Source organism: Pseudoxanthomonas sacheonensis (assembly GCF_031455975.1).
GTDB lineage: Bacteria > Pseudomonadota > Gammaproteobacteria > Xanthomonadales > Xanthomonadaceae > Pseudoxanthomonas_A > Pseudoxanthomonas_A sacheonensis_A.
The window spans coordinates 479,898-496,038 of record NZ_JAVDTT010000002.1; the positions used below are offsets into that span (position 1 = coordinate 479,898).

Consider the following 16,141-nt stretch of genomic DNA (forward strand, 5'->3'; position numbering starts at 1 on the left):
GGGCGGATACTCTGCGTCGGAGACTAGGGAATGTTGGGCCGCTGCCCTGACATCGCAAGGCCCGCACTATATCCTGAGCCGATGCGCCTGATCGTTGCCGCCCTGCTGTTTCTGTGTTCCGCCGATGCCGTGGCGCAGGCCGCTCCGCCGCTTCAACAGGAGCATGCTCAGCTGGAACGCGGCAACGGCCCCGAACCCAGCACGCTCGACGCGCACCGTTGCCAGGAAGTGTCTTGCGGCAATGTGCTTCGCGACCTTTACGAAGGGCTGGTGACCGAGGACTCCGCGGGAAGGTTGATTCCGGGCATCGCCGAACGCTGGGAGGTGTCGGCCGATGGCCGCACCTGGACTTTCCACTTGCGCGAAGGCCTACGCTGGTCGAACGGCGAGCCGCTGGATGCGCCGCAGGTAGTGGCGAGTTTCCGTCGTGCCTTCGCGCCGAAAACAGCCGCGCCGTTCGCCGAGTTGTTCGACGCCCTGAGCAATGCGCAAGCCGTACAGGCCGGCAAGCTCGCGCCCGAGGCGTTGGGAGTCGCCGCGCCCGACGCGCGCCGGGTCGTGTTCACCCTGAGCCGCAGCGCGGCCTTGCCTGCGCTGTTGACGTTGCCGATCGCGTTTCCGGTCTATTTGCCGGCGGTGGAGAAATACGGCGCGCAACACACGCTACCCGGTCGGCTGGTCGGCAACGGCGCCTATCGGTTGCTCGCATGGACGCCGCAGGCCAACCTGACCCTGGAACGCAACGCGCGATTCCACGATGCGGCCAACGTGTCGATCCAACGCGTGCGATTCCAGGTAACCGAAGACGCGTCGGCCGAACTGCAGCGCTTCGCCGCCGGCGATCTGCACTTCACCGAGACGGTGCCGCCGCAGCCATTGGACGTACTACGGAAACGTTTCGGAGCGCAGTTGCGCATTTCTCCCTATCTGGGCGCCTTCTGGCTGGGAATGAATCTTTCCAAGCCGCCTTTCAGGAACAATCCCGCCCTGCGCGAGGCGCTGTCGCTGGCGGTGGATCGCGACAAGCTCACCCGTTACGTCACCGGGCTGGGCGAGCAACCTGCGTATGGATTGGTGCCTTCCGGAATTCCCGGGTATACCGGCGCCCGGACTCCGTGGGCGGACGCCACCCAGGCGCAACGGGAGGCGCGCGCCAAGGCGCTGTATCGCGCCGCCGGCTATTCGGCCGACCGGCCGCTGGTGCTGGAGTTCCGCTACAACACTTCTACGCCGCACCGGCGCATGGCGCTGGCGGTAGCGTCGATGTGGCGCGACGTGCTGGGCGTGCAAGTGCGGCTGCGCAACGAGGAATGGAAGGTATTCGTGCAGAACCGCAAGCAACGGGTGATCACTCAGGTGTTCCGTGGCGGCTGGGTGGGCGATGTGGTGGACGCGCGCAACTTCCTGGCCGCGTTCGGCAACGACGGGCCGCTCAACTGGACCGGCTACGACGAGCCGGGTTTTCGCGAACGTCTGGCCAAGGCCGACGCGGCGAATACCGAGACCGCGCGCAACGCCTGGCTGCACGCGGCGGAGCAGAAGCTTTTGAACGACCAGGCGGCGATACCGCTGTATTTCTACACCTCCAAACATCTGGTCAGAGCGGAAGTGCTCGGCTTCGAAGCGAATCCGCTCGACCGGCACGCCTCGCGCTGGTTACGCTGGCGCGACTGAGGGAATCGGAGCACGCATGCGCGCCAGGCACCGGGAACTGCACCGCTCCAATCGGGTCGGCTGGTTGCGCGCGGCGGTGCTGGGCGCCAACGACGGCATCGTTTCCGTCGCCGGACTGGTGGTGGGCGTGGCCGCCAGCGGAGCGAGCCACAACACCGTACTGCTGAGTGGAGTGGCCGGTCTTGTGGCCGGCGCCATGTCCATGGCGGCAGGGGAATACGTTTCAGTGCAATCCCAAGCGGATACGGAAAAGGCCGATTTGCGCCAGGAAAAACAGGAGCTGGCCGAGGACCCGCATACCGAGCTCGCCGAACTGGCGCATATCTACGTGCGCCGCGGCCTGACTCCCGCGCTTGCGCATCAGGTCGCCGAACAGCTGACCGCGCACGACGCCCTAGGCGCGCATGCGCGCGATGAGCTAGGCATCACCGACACTCTGCGCGCGCGCCCGGTGCAGGCGGCCATGGCTTCGGCGGCCGCTTTCACCGTGGGCGCACTGATACCGCTGGCCGCGGTGTTGTTGGTGCCGACAAAGAATGTCGGCGTGGCGACCATCGCGGTCACGCTGGCAAGCCTTTTCGTCTCCGGCGCTTTGGCCGCTTACGCCGGCGGTGCGCCTTTGCTGCGGGGCGCGTTGCGGGTGGGTTTCTGGGGAGCGATGGCGATGGCGGCTTCGCACTTGATCGGCAACTTGTTCGATGTGCGCGTGTGATGCGTAGCGACGCAGACAAGAAAGCATGATGCGCTCGCGGTGGGATCGCTTCAGCGTTGAGTTGGGTCCCGGTCTCATTGCGCCAGAAGGCACAGCTCGGTGCCGGGATGACGACCCGAAGAAGAGGACGTTTCGATGAAACGCCTGCTTTCCCGACTGCTGGAAGCATTGATAACGCTATGGTTGCTGGCGACGCTTTGCTTCATGCTGCTGCGCGCCGCGCCCGGCGGTCCGTTCGACACCGAAAAATCCGCGCCGCCCGAAGTGCAAGCCGCGCTCGCTGCGCAATACCGGTTGGACCAGCCCCTCGTCGCGCAATACGGCGCATGGCTGGGCGACGTGCTGCGCGGCGACCTGGGTCCGTCGTTCCAATATCCGGACTACACGGTCAACCAACTCATCGCGCAGGCGCTACCGGTGTCCGCGCTCAATGGCGGACTCGCTCTGTTGCTGGCGTTGGCGCTTGGGATTCCACTGGGCGTTTTCGCGGCGTTGCGGGCGGGCAAGTGGATCGATCGCGGCCTGATGCTGCTGGCCGGACTGGGACTGGCGATCCCGAAGTTCGTTGCCGCGCCGCTGCTGGTGCTGCTGTTCGCGGTGACCCTGCACTGGCTGCCGGCCGGCGGTTGGGGCGAGTGGAGCAATCTGGTGTTGCCGGTGATCGCGCTGGCCCTGCCCAACATCGCCTACTGCGCGCGCCTGACCCGCGTCTCGATGCTGGAAACCCTTTCCGCCGATTATCTGCGCGCGGCGCGCGCGCGCGGATTCTCGGAAACGCGCCTATTGTTTTCGCATGCATTGAAACCCGCGTTGCTGCCGGTGGTGGCGTGGCTGTCGCCGGCGTTGATCAACGTGGTGACCGGCTCTGCGGTGGTGGAACAGGTGTTCGGCATCCCCGGTATGGGACGTTATTTCGTGCAAGGCGCCTTGAACCGCGACTACACCCTGGTGCTGGGCGTGGTGCTGGTGGTGGGCGCGCTGATCGTGGCGATCAACACGCTAGTGGACGCGCTGCGCGGATGGATGGATCCGCGACTGGAAAACGACGCGTAGCCCCGACCTACTCGGAATCCACGTCGGCCAGGTCCATCACCCACTTCGGTACAGCGGGTTCGCCGGCATAGAACTCTTTCGGTTTCTTCTCCGCCATCGCCCAGCGATGCAGCCAGCTGGGCCCGTAGCGTCCTTCGTAGCCGTCGGCATGCGCATACGCAGGGTCGCGCAAGGCTTCTTCCAGGCCGACGAAGCGATAGCCGCGACGACGCGTGGCCTCGATCAGCGTCGCGAAACAATCCGCGTTGAGTTCGTTGGCATGCATCAGCCAGACTTGTGGCAGCGCGTAGCCCAGCAGCTGGATGGATTGCGCTTCGTAATAGTCCAGCTTGTTGAGCATGTACGGCACATAGCCCAGGCGCAGGCGCGAGAGCAAGTCTTCCCGCTCGGGCGAATCCGGCTGCGCGTTCATCACGTTGGCGTAGGCGAACGCCCACACCCATTCGCCGTTGTCGACGGTGACTGGCGCAATACGGTAACCGTGCGCTTGCAGGAAGGAGGCTACGTTCGCCTTTTCTTCCGCGGTACGGCCGGCGCGCAGGTAGGGATGGCGAAACCAGCGCGGCGCTTGCCCGCGTTCGGCCAGCAACGGCCGTAGCTGGCGCTCGCCATCGAGGATTTCCTTCTCGAAAGCGTCGACGCCCACTTCGTTGATATCGGCATGCGAGTAAGTGTGGTTGCCCAACTCGTAGCCGGCGTCGAGCCAATCCTCCAGCATCGCCAGGCGCCGGGGATCGACCTTGCCATCGACTTCCAGCTTGTTCTCGTTGACGAAGCCGACGCCGGGCACGGCCGCCTGTTTCAATGCCGCGATCAATCGCTCATGGCGCGCCTGCAGATCCGGCGGGGTGATCCCGTCCAGCCGCGCCCATGGCAGGTCGTCGATGGTGACGGCGATGCGGCGGTCGGTTGCATCGGCTGCGGATGCGGCGTGCGCGGGCAGCCCCACACAGATCCAGATCAGGAAAAGGAAAAGCCGCATCGGAGGTGTCTCTCGGAAACCGCAGAGGATAACCGCGGAGCGAAGTCCTAGGCCTGCGGGAATCCCAACCACCCGTTCACCACCGCACGCGCCTCGTCCACGCCCTGCTTGGACTCGCCGGAGAAGGTCTGCACGCTGACGGTGTCGCCGAACAGGGAGAACAGTTCCTTCTTCACCGCCTGCAGCGAGTTCGCCTGCTGGCCGCGGCCCAGCTTGTCGGCCTTGGTGAGCAGCGCATGCGCGGGAATGCCGCGCTCCACCGCGTAGCTGAGCATGTGCCGGTCGTAGTCCTTCAGCGGGTGGCGGATGTCCATCACCACCACCAGACCCTTGAGCGCCTCGCGGCTGCGGAAGTAGCGATCCAGGAAGGCCTGCCAGTGGTCCTTCAGTTCATGCGGGACCTTGGCGTAGCCGTAGCCGGGCAGATCGACCAGGTACTTGTCCGGTTCGATTTCGAAAAACACCAGCTGCTGGGTGCGGCCCGGGGTCTTGGAGACCCGCGCCAGTGCGTTCTGCCGGGTCAGGGCATTGAGCGCGGTGGACTTGCCGGCGTTGGAACGGCCGGCGAAAGCGACCTCGTGGCCGATGTCGGGGGGAAGCTGGCTGGGAATATGCGCCGCCAGCAGATATTTGGCTTTTTCTAGGGGATTGAACATGCGACTAGGATGGCACGCCACGGCTGGAATCGGCATCGCAGTGGCCGCTTGAGGGCCGTGGATCGGCCGCGACGGGCGCTTTCATTGACCCGCAAGGCCTGCCGCGACGATAATTCCCCTGTTTCGCGGCTGCCGCTCGGCTCCGCTTTTTTCGCCGCTTTTTCGATATTGCCCCCGGAGCTTTAGCATGCGCCACGCTCGCGTTTTTGGACTTGCCGGACTGGCCATTGCGGCCGTGGGTGCGGTCGCATTCGCCCAGACCACCGTCGCTCCGCTGCCGGACAATGCGCCCGTGGTCACCGCGCCGCTGGAGATCGACCTCAGCAAGACCACCTGGGGCGATGCCAAGGCCGGCCAGACCAAGGCCTCGGCCTGCGCCGCCTGCCATGGCGCCGACGGTAACTCCAGCGACCCGCAATACCCGCGCATCGCGGGCCAGAGCGAGCGCTACGTGGCCCATCAGATTGCCCTCATCGCCAGCGGCCAGCGCACCGGCACGGCGGTGGCGATGGTCCCGTTCGTGAAGGATCTCACCCCGCAGGACATGCGCGACATCGGCGCGTATTTCGCCACCCAGAAGTCCGGCGCCGGCCTGGCCGACGACACGGTGATCGCCGATGGTCCCTACAAGGACATGAAGTTCTACGAAGTGGGGCAGCAGCTGTACCGCGGCGGCGACGCTTCCCGCGGCATTCCGGCGTGCATGGCGTGCCACGGTCCCAGCGGCGCCGGCAATCCCGGCCCGGCCTATCCGCATCTGGGCGGCCAGCGCCAGGATTACGCGGCGCGACGACTGCAGGAATACCGCACCGGCACCACCACCGAAAAGGATCCGGCGCTGTTCAACATCATGGCGCAGGTCGCCAACAAGCTGACCGACCAGGAAATCCAGGCGCTGGGCACCTACTTGCAGGGCCTGCACGATCATGCCGACGATGCCGCCGCAAGCGGCGCGCCGGCTGCCGCGCCCGCAGTCCCGGCAGCGGCGCCCGCACCCGCTGCCGAGCCGACTCCACAAAAATCGTGAACTTCGCGCGCCCGGCGCGGTCCGAGGATCACAGCTCTTGTTCATCGCGCCGGCCCAATCATGGCCGGCGTTTCTTTTTGCGCCAGGAGTACCAACGATGAAATCGCGTTTTGCCGTTCTGCTGCTGGCGCTGATGCCGCTGCTCGCATTCGCCGCCGACCCGGTCGCCGGTGTCGACTACGTGTCTATCCCGGAGGGCAAGCCGTATGCGCCGCTCAAGGGCAAGGTGGAGGTGGTCGAAGTGTTCGGCTACACCTGCATCCACTGCGCGCACTTCCAGCCGATGCTCAACGCCTGGCACAAGAAGCAGCCTTCCTGGGTACGTTTCACTCCGGTCCCGGCAGCATTCGGTGGCTTTTGGATGCCTTATGCGCGGGCCTACTACGCCGCGGCGAAGACGGGCGTTCTGGGCAAGACCCACGACGCGGTGTTCAAGGCCTTGCATGAGGATGGCACCCTGCCGATCCAGAACGCGTCGGCGCAGGAAATCGCCGCGTTCTACAAAGGCTACGGCGCAGACCCCAAGGCCTTCGTGGCGGTCATGGAAAGCCCGGCGACCGATCTGCTGCTGGAACGGTCCAAGGAATTCGCCATGGCCTCCGGCATCGAAGGTACGCCGACGATCATCGTCAACGGCAAGTACCGGGTGACCGCGCGCAATCCCGAAGAGACTTTGCGCGTGACCGACTACCTGGTGGCGAAAGAACGCGCCGGCAAGTAATCGTAATCGCCGTCCCGAAGCGACCTGCCCTCTGGAGCCGCGCTCAATGAAATCCCGCATCGCTCTATTGCTGTTGGTCGTGCTGCCGCTGCTTGCCGCGTGCGGCCCGCAAAAGGCACCCGCCGATGCGACGACTGCGGAGCCTGCCGGCAAGGCAACCGCAACCGCGCCCTCAGCATCGGCTAGCGGAACCGCGACGACTCAGGTTGCAGTGGTACCTCCTGCCTGGGAAGGGCCGATCCCAACGGCGGGCGTGGACTATGTGGAGCTAGCCGAAGGCCAGCCATACGCACCGCTTAACGGACAGGTGGAGGTGGCTGAGGTGTTCGGTTACGTCTGCTCGCACTGCGCCAATTTCGAACCGCTGTTCGTCGCCTGGAAAAGCAAACTGCCGGCCGACGTAAAGATTTCCCTGGTCCCCGCTTCACTGGGCGGCCCTTGGGTGACTTATGCCCAGGCTTTCTATGCAGCCGAGACCCTGGGGGTACTGGAGCAGAGCCATGAGGCCGTGTTCAGCGCGCTGCACCGGCAACACAGCCTGAGCCCGACGGCTACGCCGGAACAGATTGGCTCGTTCTACGCACAATTCGGCGTGGATCCCAAAACCTTCACCAGCACCATGCAAGGCTTTGCCGTGGGCGCCAACATCAACCGCTCGCGGCAGTTCGCGGTGCGTTCCAGGATCGAAGGCACGCCTTCGCTGGTGATCGACGGCAGATACTTGGTCTCGGTAGATCAACGCGGCTACGGCACGATGCTTCGCACTGCCGAGTATCTGGTCGCGCAACGGCGCGCGGCATTGAAGTGAGCGACACTACTGATTCTCTTCTCCACCAATTCCTAAGGTCCAGATCATGAAAATCCGCCATGCCTTGATGCTGTCGATCCTGTTGCCCGTGCTGGCCGCCTGTTCGAAGACCGAGGCTCCCGAAGCGCCCGTGGCAGCCACCCCGGCCGCACCCGCCGCTACCGAGACCCCGCCTGCCGCCACGCCCGCCGAAGCGGCCGCACCCGCAGCGCCCGAGGCGCCGAACAACAACCCGGTCGTGGCGCCGCAGGGCCCGGCACCCGTGGTCGGCACCGACTACGTGGAAATCTCCGGCGGCCAGCCGTGGCAGCCGCTGGACGGGAAGATCGAAGTGGTCGAGATGTTCAACTACATCTGCCCGGCCTGCTACGCGTTCGATCCGACCTTGCGCAACTGGAAGGCCAAGCAGCCTGCGGACGTGCGCGTGGTCTACGTGCCGGCGCAGTTCCGTCCGGACTTCGTGCCCTACGCCAAAGCGTTCTACGCGGCCGAATCGCTGGGTCTGGAAGAAAAGACCCATTCGGCGGTGTACGAGGCGATCCACGTCAAGCACAGCATCCCGGCCGAAGGCGACAAGCCCGATGAGGCCAAGGTGGCGGCGTTCTACACCGCGTACGGCGTCAGCGCCGAGCAGTTCCTCAACACCATGAAGAGCTTCGCCATCGCCGGCAAGATCAACAAGGCCAATCAGTTCGCCCTGCGCAGCAAGATCGAAGGCACGCCTTCGCTGGTCGTCAACGGCAAGTACCTGGTCAAGGGCCGCAACTGGGACGACATGGTCCGCATCACCGACCATCTGGTCGCCATGGAACGCGCGGCGCAAAGCGGTACGGCGAAGTAACGGTCGGTCAAACCCCACATGACCGCAGCGGACACCCGCCGCCTCAGGCTGCTCAGCGCCAACATCCAGGCCGGCTCCAGCACGCGTCGCTACAGCGACTACGTGACCCGCAGCTGGTCGCATGCAATGCCTTACGGCAACAAGCGCGTGAGCCTGGATTCGATCGCGAAGATGGCCGGCGAACACGATATCGTCGGCCTGCAGGAAGCCGATCCCGGCAGCCTGCGCTCGGGGTTCACCAACCAAACCCATTACCTGGCCGAACAGGGTGGCTTCGACTACTGGAGCCACCAGCCCAATCGCAATGTCGGCCGTGTGGCGTCCAGCGCCAACGGTCTGTTGAGCAAACTGGAACCGGTGGAAGTCAGCGACCACGCCCTGCCCGGCCGCATCGGCGGACGCGGCGTGCTGATGGCGCGTTTCGGCGACGGCGACGAAGGCTTGGTGATCGCGGTAGCGCATCTGTCGCTGGGTGCGGCTTCACGACGCTCGCAACTGGCGTTCATCGCCGAGCTGCTGGCCGACCACCCGCATGCGGTGCTGATGGGCGATTTCAACTGCCTGCCGGATCGGCCTGAAATGGATCTGCTGTACAACCGGACCCACCTGCGTCCGCCTTCCTTCTGCGTGCCCACTTTTCCCAGCTGGCGCCCGCAACGCGCCATCGACCACATCCTGGTCAGCGAACGGCTGACGTTCGCCGACGCGCGTGCGATTCCCGCCGCCTTCTCCGATCACCTGGCCCTGGCGATGAGCATCGACGTTCCGCATCTCGCCTTGCGCTGACTCGATCCCGGAATCCCGCGAGTTTCGATTACTTCATCTGCTCGCGTTCAAACCAGCAGAGTGATCGCCACCGCAGTCAGGAATACGGCGAACACCCGCTTCAAGGCCAGACCGCTGATCCTGTGGGCCAGGCGCATGCCATAGGGGGCGGCCAATACCGACGCCACGGCCACGCCGATGGCGGCGGGCAGATAGACGTAACCGACCGCGTACTGCGGCAACGCGCCCGCGGGCGCATGCATCGCATAGCCGATGGCGCTGGCCAGGCCGATCGCCACCCCGCAGGCGCTGGAGGTGCCGACCGCGCGCACCGGCGCGACGCCGCGCCAAACCAGGAGCGGGACGGTCATGCTGCCGCCGCCGATACCGACCACCGCCGACATCGCACCGATGCCGGTACCGGCAGCGCTCATCGGCAAGCCGGTGGGCGGCGCCGCCATCACGCCCTCGGCACCGACCCGAGTCTTGCCGAACAGCAACTGCGCCGCCGCCAGCAGGCAGTAGCCGGCCACGATCCAGCGCAGCACGCTGTCGTCCAGTTTCACCGCGATGCCGCTGCCCAGCCATCCGCCCAGCAATAGCCCGGGCACCATCCATTTCACCGTCGGCCACAACACACTGCCGCGTCCGTGATGGGCATAGGCGGAGGACGCAGCGGTCAACACGATGCTGGCCAGCGAACTGGCCAGGGCCGCATGCATCGCCGCCTCCTTGGGAACGCCGTACAAGGGCAGCACCCAGGCCAATGCGCCGACCAGTACCAGCCCGCCTCCCACCCCGAGCAGACCCGCGAGGATGCCCGCGATTACGCCGAGCAAGGGAAATATCCAGATTCCTTCCAACCAGCTTGCGTCGAACACGTTCGCTCCGTTGTCGATAAGCGCGGAAACGCCGCCAAGGCCACCCACGAGAAAGCGGTATTCATCCGCCGTCCCTTACTATTTCGGCCATGAAACGACCCCATTCCGTCATCGTACTCGCTGCCGCCTTCGGCTTATTCCTGTCGCGCGGCGCGCAGGCGCAGAACCTCGAGGCCCAGCGCCCGCAGATCCGGGCAGCGCTGGCAGCGGCGGAAAGCGGCAGTTTCAATGCCTCCGATTATCCGGGACTAGGCGCGCATCCGCTGTACGGCTGGGTGGAATTGACCGATCTGAAGCGCAACATCGACACTTTGTCCACGGCGCAGGCGCAGTCCTTCCTCAAGCGCTATGACGGGCAGGCCGTGGCCGATGCTTTCCGTGCCCTGTGGCTGCCCGCGCTGTCGCGGCGACAGGATTGGCCCACGCTGCGTGCGGTATGGAAACCGACTTCCAACGTCGGTCTGCAGTGCGCCGAACTCAATGCGCGTCAAGCTTTGGGCAAGGCCGATGCGCAATGGACGCTGGACGCGCAGAAGATCTGGACCAGCACCGGCAAGGCCCTGCCGGACAGCTGCGATCCCGTGTTCGCCCTGCTCGGCGCAAACGGCGGATTGCCGCCCGCCCTGCGCTGGGAGCGCATCGACAAGGCCGCTGCCGAACAACAACCCGCCGTCATGCGCAGCGCAGCGCGCGGACTGCCTGCGGCCGACGCCGCCCTGGCCAACGACTACGCCGCGTTCCTGGGCGCCGTGCATACGCGCGCGCTCGGTTGGCCGAAAACCGAACGCAGCCGCAAGATGGCGATGTACGGTCTGATGCGTCTGGCCAAGTCTTCGCCGGCCAGCGCGGAATTGCAGTTGCCGCAATATGCGGCGGCGCTGGGCATGAGCGAAACCGAACGCGGCAAGGTGCTGTACGAAGCGGCGCTGTGGACGGTGGCGTCCTACGAACCCGATTCCGCACGCCGCTTGAACGCCGTGCCCGAAGCGGTCTACGACGAGAAGCTGCACGAATGGCGCGCGCGCGAAGCCATGGCGCGCGGCGACTGGCCCGCGGCCCTGACGGCGATACGCAAGATGCCGAAAACCCAGCGCGAGGATTCGCGCTGGCGCTATTTCGAAGCGCGTTTGGCGGAGAAGGCCGGCGACAAGGCCGAGGCCCAGCGTCTGTTCCGCGAAGCCGCCAAGTCGGCCACCTTCCACGGTTTCATGGCCGCCGACCGCATCAACCAGGGTTACGCCCTGTGCGCCTGGATTCCCAACGACGGCGCCGCGGCACGCGCCGCGGTCGCCCGGGATCCGGCGATCGTCCGCGCGATGGAGCTGTGGAAACTGGAACGCCCCGGCTGGGCCACCAGCGAATGGAACAGCGCCCTGTCGCGCTTCGACGATACCCAGCGGCGCCTGGCGGTGGAGGTGGCGCGCGACAATGGCTGGTTCGATCGGGCGGTGTTCTCGCTGGGCAGCGTTGCCGGTCAAAGCCGGCCCGACGAGCAGCGTTTGTACGAACTGCGTTTCCCGCTGCACCACGGCGAGACGATCCGCCGCGAAGCGGCCAGGAACGCCATCGACCCGGCCTGGGTCGCGGCGGAAATCCGCGCCGAAAGCGTGTTCAACCCCAATGCGCGTTCGGGTGCCAACGCCATGGGCCTGATGCAGGTCCTGCCCAGCACCGGCGCGGCCACGGCCAAGAGCCTGGGCCTGCCCTGGGGCGGCGCGGCCAGCCTGTACGACTCGGACACCAACATCATGCTGGGCACCGCCTATCTGCGGCAGATGGAAAACAAGTACGGCACGCCGTACGTGGCCATCGCCGCCTACAACGCCGGCCCCGCGCCCACCGCACGCTGGCAGTCGCAACGCCCCAACTACGATCCGGATTTCTGGATCGAGACCATCAGCTACAAGGAAACCCGCGAGTACGTGGCGCGCGTGCTGGCTTTCAGCGTGATCTACGACTGGCGCTTGAACGGCAACGCCTTGCCGGTGACCGACCGCATGCTCGGCCGCGTCGACGCCAAGCGCAAATCCTTTACCTGTCCGACGGCGCAGGTGCCGAAGAGCTGAGTTGCGCTTTTCCTTCTCCCACCGGGAGAAGAGCCTGCCCCGTACTCCATACGGGGTAGCGCGCAACGACGGATGAGGGAATGGGAATTACTCGCCAGGGAAATTTCCCAACAGCTGAAAATCCATTCCCTCATCCGCCCTTCGGGCACCTTCTCCCTGTGGGAGAAGGAAAAAACAAGGCATCATCCTTAGTATGAAAACCTACCTAGTCGGCGGCGCGATACGCGACAGGTTGCTGGGCCTGGAGGCCGGCGACCGCGATCATGTCGTAGTCGGCAGTACCCCCGAGGAAATGCTGGCGCAGGGCTTCAAGCCGGTCGGCCGCGATTTCCCCGTGTTCCTGCATCCGCGCACCGGCGAGGAATACGCGCTGGCCCGCACCGAGCGCAAGAGCGGGCGCGGCTACCGCGGTTTCGTGGTGGACGCCGATCCGTCGGTGACGCTGGAGGACGATCTGGCGCGCCGCGACTTCACCATCAATGCGATCGCAGAGGACGAAGACGGCAACCTGTCCGATCCACTGGGCGGCGTGCGCGACATCGAAGCGCGCTTACTGCGGCATGCCGGACCCGCCTTCGTCGAGGATCCGCTGCGGGTGCTGCGTGCCGCGCGTTTCATGGCGCGCTTCGCGGACCTCGGCTTCAAGGTCGCGCCGGAGACGCTGGCGCTGATGCGGGAGATGGCGGAGGGCGGCGAGCTGGGCGAGCTGGTGCCGGAACGCGTCTGGCAGGAACTGGTACGCGCATTGCGTTCGTCCACACCCTCGGCTTTCCTGCGCACCTTGCGCGACTGCGGCGCATTGGGCCAAATATTGCCGGAGGTGGACGCGCTGTACGGCGTGCCGCAGCGCGTCGAGTTCCATCCGGAAATAGACACCGGCCTGCATCAGGAACTAGTCAGCGACATGGCCGCGCGGCTGGCGCCCGGCGATGACGTGATCGGCTTCGCCGCGTTGACCCACGACCTGGGCAAGGCGCTGACGCCGACGGAGGTCTTGCCGAAGCACATCGGCCACGAGCACGCGGGCCTGGCCCCGCTGAAAGCATTGTGCGAACGCCTCAAGGTACCGGCCGCGCATCGCGAGCTGGCGATCATGGCCTGCCGCGAACACCTCAACGTGCATCGGCTGGACGAGCTGCGCGACACCACCGTGCTCGAGCTGCTGGCCCGTTGCGATGCCTTCCGCAAGCCGGAGCGCATCGCCCAGCTGGCCCGGGTATGCGAGGCCGACAAGCGCGGCCGCCTGGGCAGCAGCGAGCACGACTATCCGCAGGGCCGCGAACTACAGCGCCTGCACGCCGCCGCATTGGCGGTGAACGCCCGCGATCTGGCCGAGGGTCCGCTGACCGGCCCGGAAGTCGGGCAGGCGCTGAAGAAGGCGCGCCTGCTCGCCCTCCAGCAGGCGCGGCGCCCCAAAGCTGAGCCGGCTGCGCCGTAGCGGCTCTGGCAAGGCAGCAGCCGGTAAAAATGTGACGCAGTCCGCCATCTGCGGCCATTCCCTTGCCTTCCCTCAACCCAAAGCCGAGCACGAGAGGGGGTCTCACATTTGACACGATAATTGCTGTTACTTCAGGGCCGCTACCCCGTAGGCACCTGGACACTGGATATGTACAACCTCGATTCGACGGCGCCTATCGACCCCGCGGCCGATCCATTTCCCGAACTGACCGGCGAACTCTCGCCCAGCCCCGCAGTAACAGCGCGCCGCGGTCTGTACGTGCCGTTGCGGCTCAAATTCGTCCTGGTCCTGACCTTGGCCGCGGCCTGGATGGGTTTCAGCGTGTGGCTGTCGCAATCTTGGCTGGGCGAACTGTCGCAGGTAACCGGATTCGCGGTGGCGCTGATGGTGATCGCCTTCATCGCCTACGTGCCCGGTTTCATGAATGCCTTCCTGATCGGCTCGATCCTCAGCGATCGCCGTCCTTCGCGGCGCGAGTTCGCCGTGTATCCGGATCTGTGCGTGCTGGTGGCCTGCTATAACGAAGCCGAGAACATCGACGACACCCTGCTCAGCCTCTCGCTGCAGGACTACGTCGGCCAGGTCGAGGTGGTGGTGATCGACGACGGTTCCACCGACGATAGCCTGGCCATCGCGCAAGCGGCGGCCGCTCGGCTCTCGCGCCCGGGCATGCGGATCCGCGTGCTGGCGCAGCCGCGCAATCAGGGCAAGTCGGCGGCCTTGAACCGCGGCTTCGCCGAGACCCGGCAGGGCCTGGTGCTGACCGTCGATGGCGATTCCTATCTGCGCACCGACGCGCTGCGCAAGATCGTGCAGCGCTACCTCTCCGATCCCGTCGGCACGGTCGCGGTCGCCGGCGCGGTGCTGGTGCGCAATTCGCGCGACAACTGGCTGACCCGCGCGCAGGAATGGGATTACTTCCACGGCATCGCCGCGGTGAAGCGCATGCAGAGCATGTATCACGGCACGCTGGTGGCGCAGGGCGCGTTCTCGTTGTACGAACGGCAGGCGCTGGCAGAGGTCGGCGGCTGGCCCGAGTGCGTCGGCGAAGACATCGTGGTGTCGTGGGCGCTGCTGGCCACCGGCGCGCGCATCGGCTATTGCGAGGACGCCTGTCTGTTCACCAAGGTTCCGGCCAAGGTCGGGCAATTCGCGCGTCAGCGCCAGCGTTGGTCGCGCGGGCTGATGGAAGCCTTCGCGCGGCACGGCCGCCTGCTGTTCGCGCCGCGCATGAGCACGCTCTTCATCTGGTGGAACCTGTTGTTCCTGCCGCTGGACCTGGTCTACACGCTGGCGTTCCTGCCCGGCCTGGTGCTGGCGCTGTTCGGCTACTACTGGATTGCGGGACTGATGACGCTGCTGGTGCTGCCTCTGGCCATGCTGTGGAACGTGGTCATCTTCAGCGTGCAGACCCGCATGTTCAAGCGGCAGGATCTGCAGGTGCGGCGCAATGTCAGCGGTTTCCTATTCTATTCGATCGGCTACACCATGCTGCTGCAACCGGTATGCGTATTGGGCTATGCCGCCGAACTGCTGCGCCTGCGCAAGACCTGGGGCACGAAATGAAGCGCGGCGCACTGGCTTTCGCGCTGTTGATGGCGCTGTCGGGCATGGCGGTCGCCGGCGAAGAACCGTCGTCGAAACAGGCGTTGCGACCGGAGCTGTGGCTGTCCTCCGACGCCGACGGCAACGAAACGCAGAAGTACGGACTGGGGTGGGACCTGCGCCGCTACAGCGACGATCGCTGGTTGGGAATGAAGGTGGAACGCGCGCGCTTCGCCGGCGACGGCTGGTCGCAGAGCGAAGAGCGCCTGTATGTCCGCGCCGCGGGCGGCGGCGAACTGTGGCGATGGAAAGTGGACGCGGGCACCAACGGCGATGCGCTGCTGGGCAGCGCTTCGCTGCATAGCGAGGACGCCCGTCGCAAAGAATTCTTCCTGGAGCGCGAAGTCCTGGAGACCCACGAGGGCGCCGAACGCGGCCTGGTGCAGACCTTCGCCGGCGCCGCGGTGGATCTGCCGATGGGCGAGCGCTGGACCGCCACCGGTCTGGTCGGCCTGCAGGACTTCGGTTCCGGCAACAATCTGCGTACGCACCTGCGCGGCAACCTGATCTTCGCGGCCTTGCCCGAGCAGGGCATCAGCGTGCAGTTGCGCAGCCGCTACTTCCGCAACAGCGAGGCGCGCGAGGGGGACTATTACTCTCCGGAATGGTACGGGGAAGTCCTGGGCGTAGTCGCGCTTCGGCGCCGCTACCACGGCTATCAATGGCGTGCGGCGGCGGGCTTCGGCCGCCAGCGCAGCGACAGCGAGGGCTGGAGCAATGCGCGCATGCTGGAAGTCGGCGTCGACACTCCGCACTGGAAGAAGGCCTGGCTGCGCGCCAGCGCGGGATACAAGGACACCCCGGTGCTCAACGAAACCGGCTCCGATCGCTACGCGTACCGCTACGTGAGCGTGGAAGCCGTAATCGACCTCTGATCGCGGCGCGTGCCGG

At 65.8% G+C, this 16,141-nt stretch carries 15 protein-coding genes; 12 read left to right on the forward strand and 3 right to left on the reverse strand.

From position 1 onward, the window contains the following. The first annotated feature begins 81 nt into the window (after positions 1–81). The 3 genes from J2W94_RS09365 (at position 82) to J2W94_RS09375 (ending at position 3,439) form a co-directional block, all read left to right on the forward strand. Entirely contained in the window at positions 82–1,674 is a 1,593-nt protein-coding gene (locus J2W94_RS09365; RefSeq protein WP_310092509.1) for a peptide ABC transporter substrate-binding protein, read from the forward strand. A 16-nt stretch (positions 1,675–1,690) separates the two neighbouring features. Further along, positions 1,691–2,386, forward strand: a complete 696-nt coding sequence (locus J2W94_RS09370; RefSeq protein ID WP_310092511.1) for a VIT1/CCC1 transporter family protein — start codon at positions 1,691–1,693, stop codon at positions 2,384–2,386. A 135-nt stretch (positions 2,387–2,521) separates the two neighbouring features. Continuing rightward, the gene (locus J2W94_RS09375; RefSeq protein ID WP_310092513.1) at positions 2,522–3,439 is read left to right on the forward strand and encodes an ABC transporter permease subunit; all 918 of its coding nucleotides are present in this window, start codon (positions 2,522–2,524) and stop codon (positions 3,437–3,439) included. A 7-nt stretch (positions 3,440–3,446) separates the two neighbouring features. Here J2W94_RS09375 and J2W94_RS09380 read toward each other — a convergent pair whose 3' ends face one another. Together J2W94_RS09380 and yihA are read right to left on the reverse strand one after the other, a co-directional pair. After that, positions 3,447–4,421 carry a polysaccharide deacetylase family protein gene (locus J2W94_RS09380; protein ID WP_310092515.1) on the reverse strand — a complete coding sequence of 325 codons (975 nt, stop codon included), beginning with the start codon at positions 4,419–4,421 and terminating at the stop codon, positions 3,447–3,449. 47 nt (positions 4,422–4,468) lie between these two features. Further along, a complete protein-coding gene (yihA, locus tag J2W94_RS09385; RefSeq protein WP_310092517.1) occupies positions 4,469–5,077 on the reverse strand; it encodes a ribosome biogenesis GTP-binding protein YihA/YsxC in 609 nt (202 codons plus the stop codon). 187 nt (positions 5,078–5,264) lie between these two features. On the opposite strand from yihA, the gene J2W94_RS09390 reads away from it, so the two are divergent. The 5 genes from J2W94_RS09390 (at position 5,265) to J2W94_RS09410 (ending at position 9,260) form a co-directional block, all read left to right on the forward strand. Next, positions 5,265–6,104, forward strand: a complete 840-nt coding sequence (locus tag J2W94_RS09390; RefSeq protein ID WP_310092520.1) for a c-type cytochrome — start codon at positions 5,265–5,267, stop codon at positions 6,102–6,104. Positions 6,105–6,201: 97 nt separating this feature from the next. Continuing rightward, on the forward strand, positions 6,202–6,825 hold the full coding sequence (locus J2W94_RS09395) for a thiol:disulfide interchange protein DsbA/DsbL (protein WP_310092522.1): 624 nt from the start codon (positions 6,202–6,204) through the stop codon (positions 6,823–6,825). Positions 6,826–6,871: 46 nt separating this feature from the next. Beyond that, the gene (locus tag J2W94_RS09400; protein WP_310092524.1) at positions 6,872–7,633 is read left to right on the forward strand and encodes a thiol:disulfide interchange protein DsbA/DsbL; all 762 of its coding nucleotides are present in this window, start codon (positions 6,872–6,874) and stop codon (positions 7,631–7,633) included. Positions 7,634–7,679: 46 nt separating this feature from the next. Continuing rightward, positions 7,680–8,474, forward strand: a complete 795-nt coding sequence (locus J2W94_RS09405) for a thiol:disulfide interchange protein DsbA/DsbL (protein WP_310092528.1) — start codon at positions 7,680–7,682, stop codon at positions 8,472–8,474. Between the two features lie 18 nt (positions 8,475–8,492). After that, the gene (locus tag J2W94_RS09410) at positions 8,493–9,260 is read left to right on the forward strand and encodes an endonuclease/exonuclease/phosphatase family protein (RefSeq protein WP_310092530.1); all 768 of its coding nucleotides are present in this window, start codon (positions 8,493–8,495) and stop codon (positions 9,258–9,260) included. 47 nt (positions 9,261–9,307) lie between these two features. Here the strand turns inward: J2W94_RS09410 and J2W94_RS09415 are convergent, their stop codons facing one another. Next, complete coding sequence (locus tag J2W94_RS09415) at positions 9,308–10,120, reverse strand: sulfite exporter TauE/SafE family protein (protein WP_310092532.1); 813 nt, start codon at positions 10,118–10,120, stop codon at positions 9,308–9,310. An 89-nt stretch (positions 10,121–10,209) separates the two neighbouring features. Here J2W94_RS09415 and J2W94_RS09420 point away from each other — a divergent pair, with 89 nt between their 5' ends. From J2W94_RS09420 to J2W94_RS09435, 4 genes are all read left to right on the forward strand, one after another. Beyond that, the gene (locus tag J2W94_RS09420; protein WP_310092534.1) at positions 10,210–12,186 is read left to right on the forward strand and encodes a transglycosylase SLT domain-containing protein; all 1,977 of its coding nucleotides are present in this window, start codon (positions 10,210–10,212) and stop codon (positions 12,184–12,186) included. Between the two features lie 193 nt (positions 12,187–12,379). Next, the gene (locus J2W94_RS09425; protein WP_310092536.1) at positions 12,380–13,624 is read left to right on the forward strand and encodes a multifunctional CCA addition/repair protein; all 1,245 of its coding nucleotides are present in this window, start codon (positions 12,380–12,382) and stop codon (positions 13,622–13,624) included. A 168-nt stretch (positions 13,625–13,792) separates the two neighbouring features. Then, positions 13,793–15,211: a glycosyltransferase family 2 protein gene (locus tag J2W94_RS09430; RefSeq protein WP_310092538.1), complete on the forward strand. Its 1,419-nt coding sequence runs from the start codon at positions 13,793–13,795 to the stop codon at positions 15,209–15,211. After that, positions 15,208–16,125 carry a hypothetical protein gene (locus tag J2W94_RS09435; protein WP_310092540.1) on the forward strand — a complete coding sequence of 306 codons (918 nt, stop codon included), beginning with the start codon at positions 15,208–15,210 and terminating at the stop codon, positions 16,123–16,125. Before J2W94_RS09430 ends, J2W94_RS09435 begins: the two co-directional genes overlap by 4 nt. Positions 16,126–16,141 lie beyond the last annotated feature (16 nt).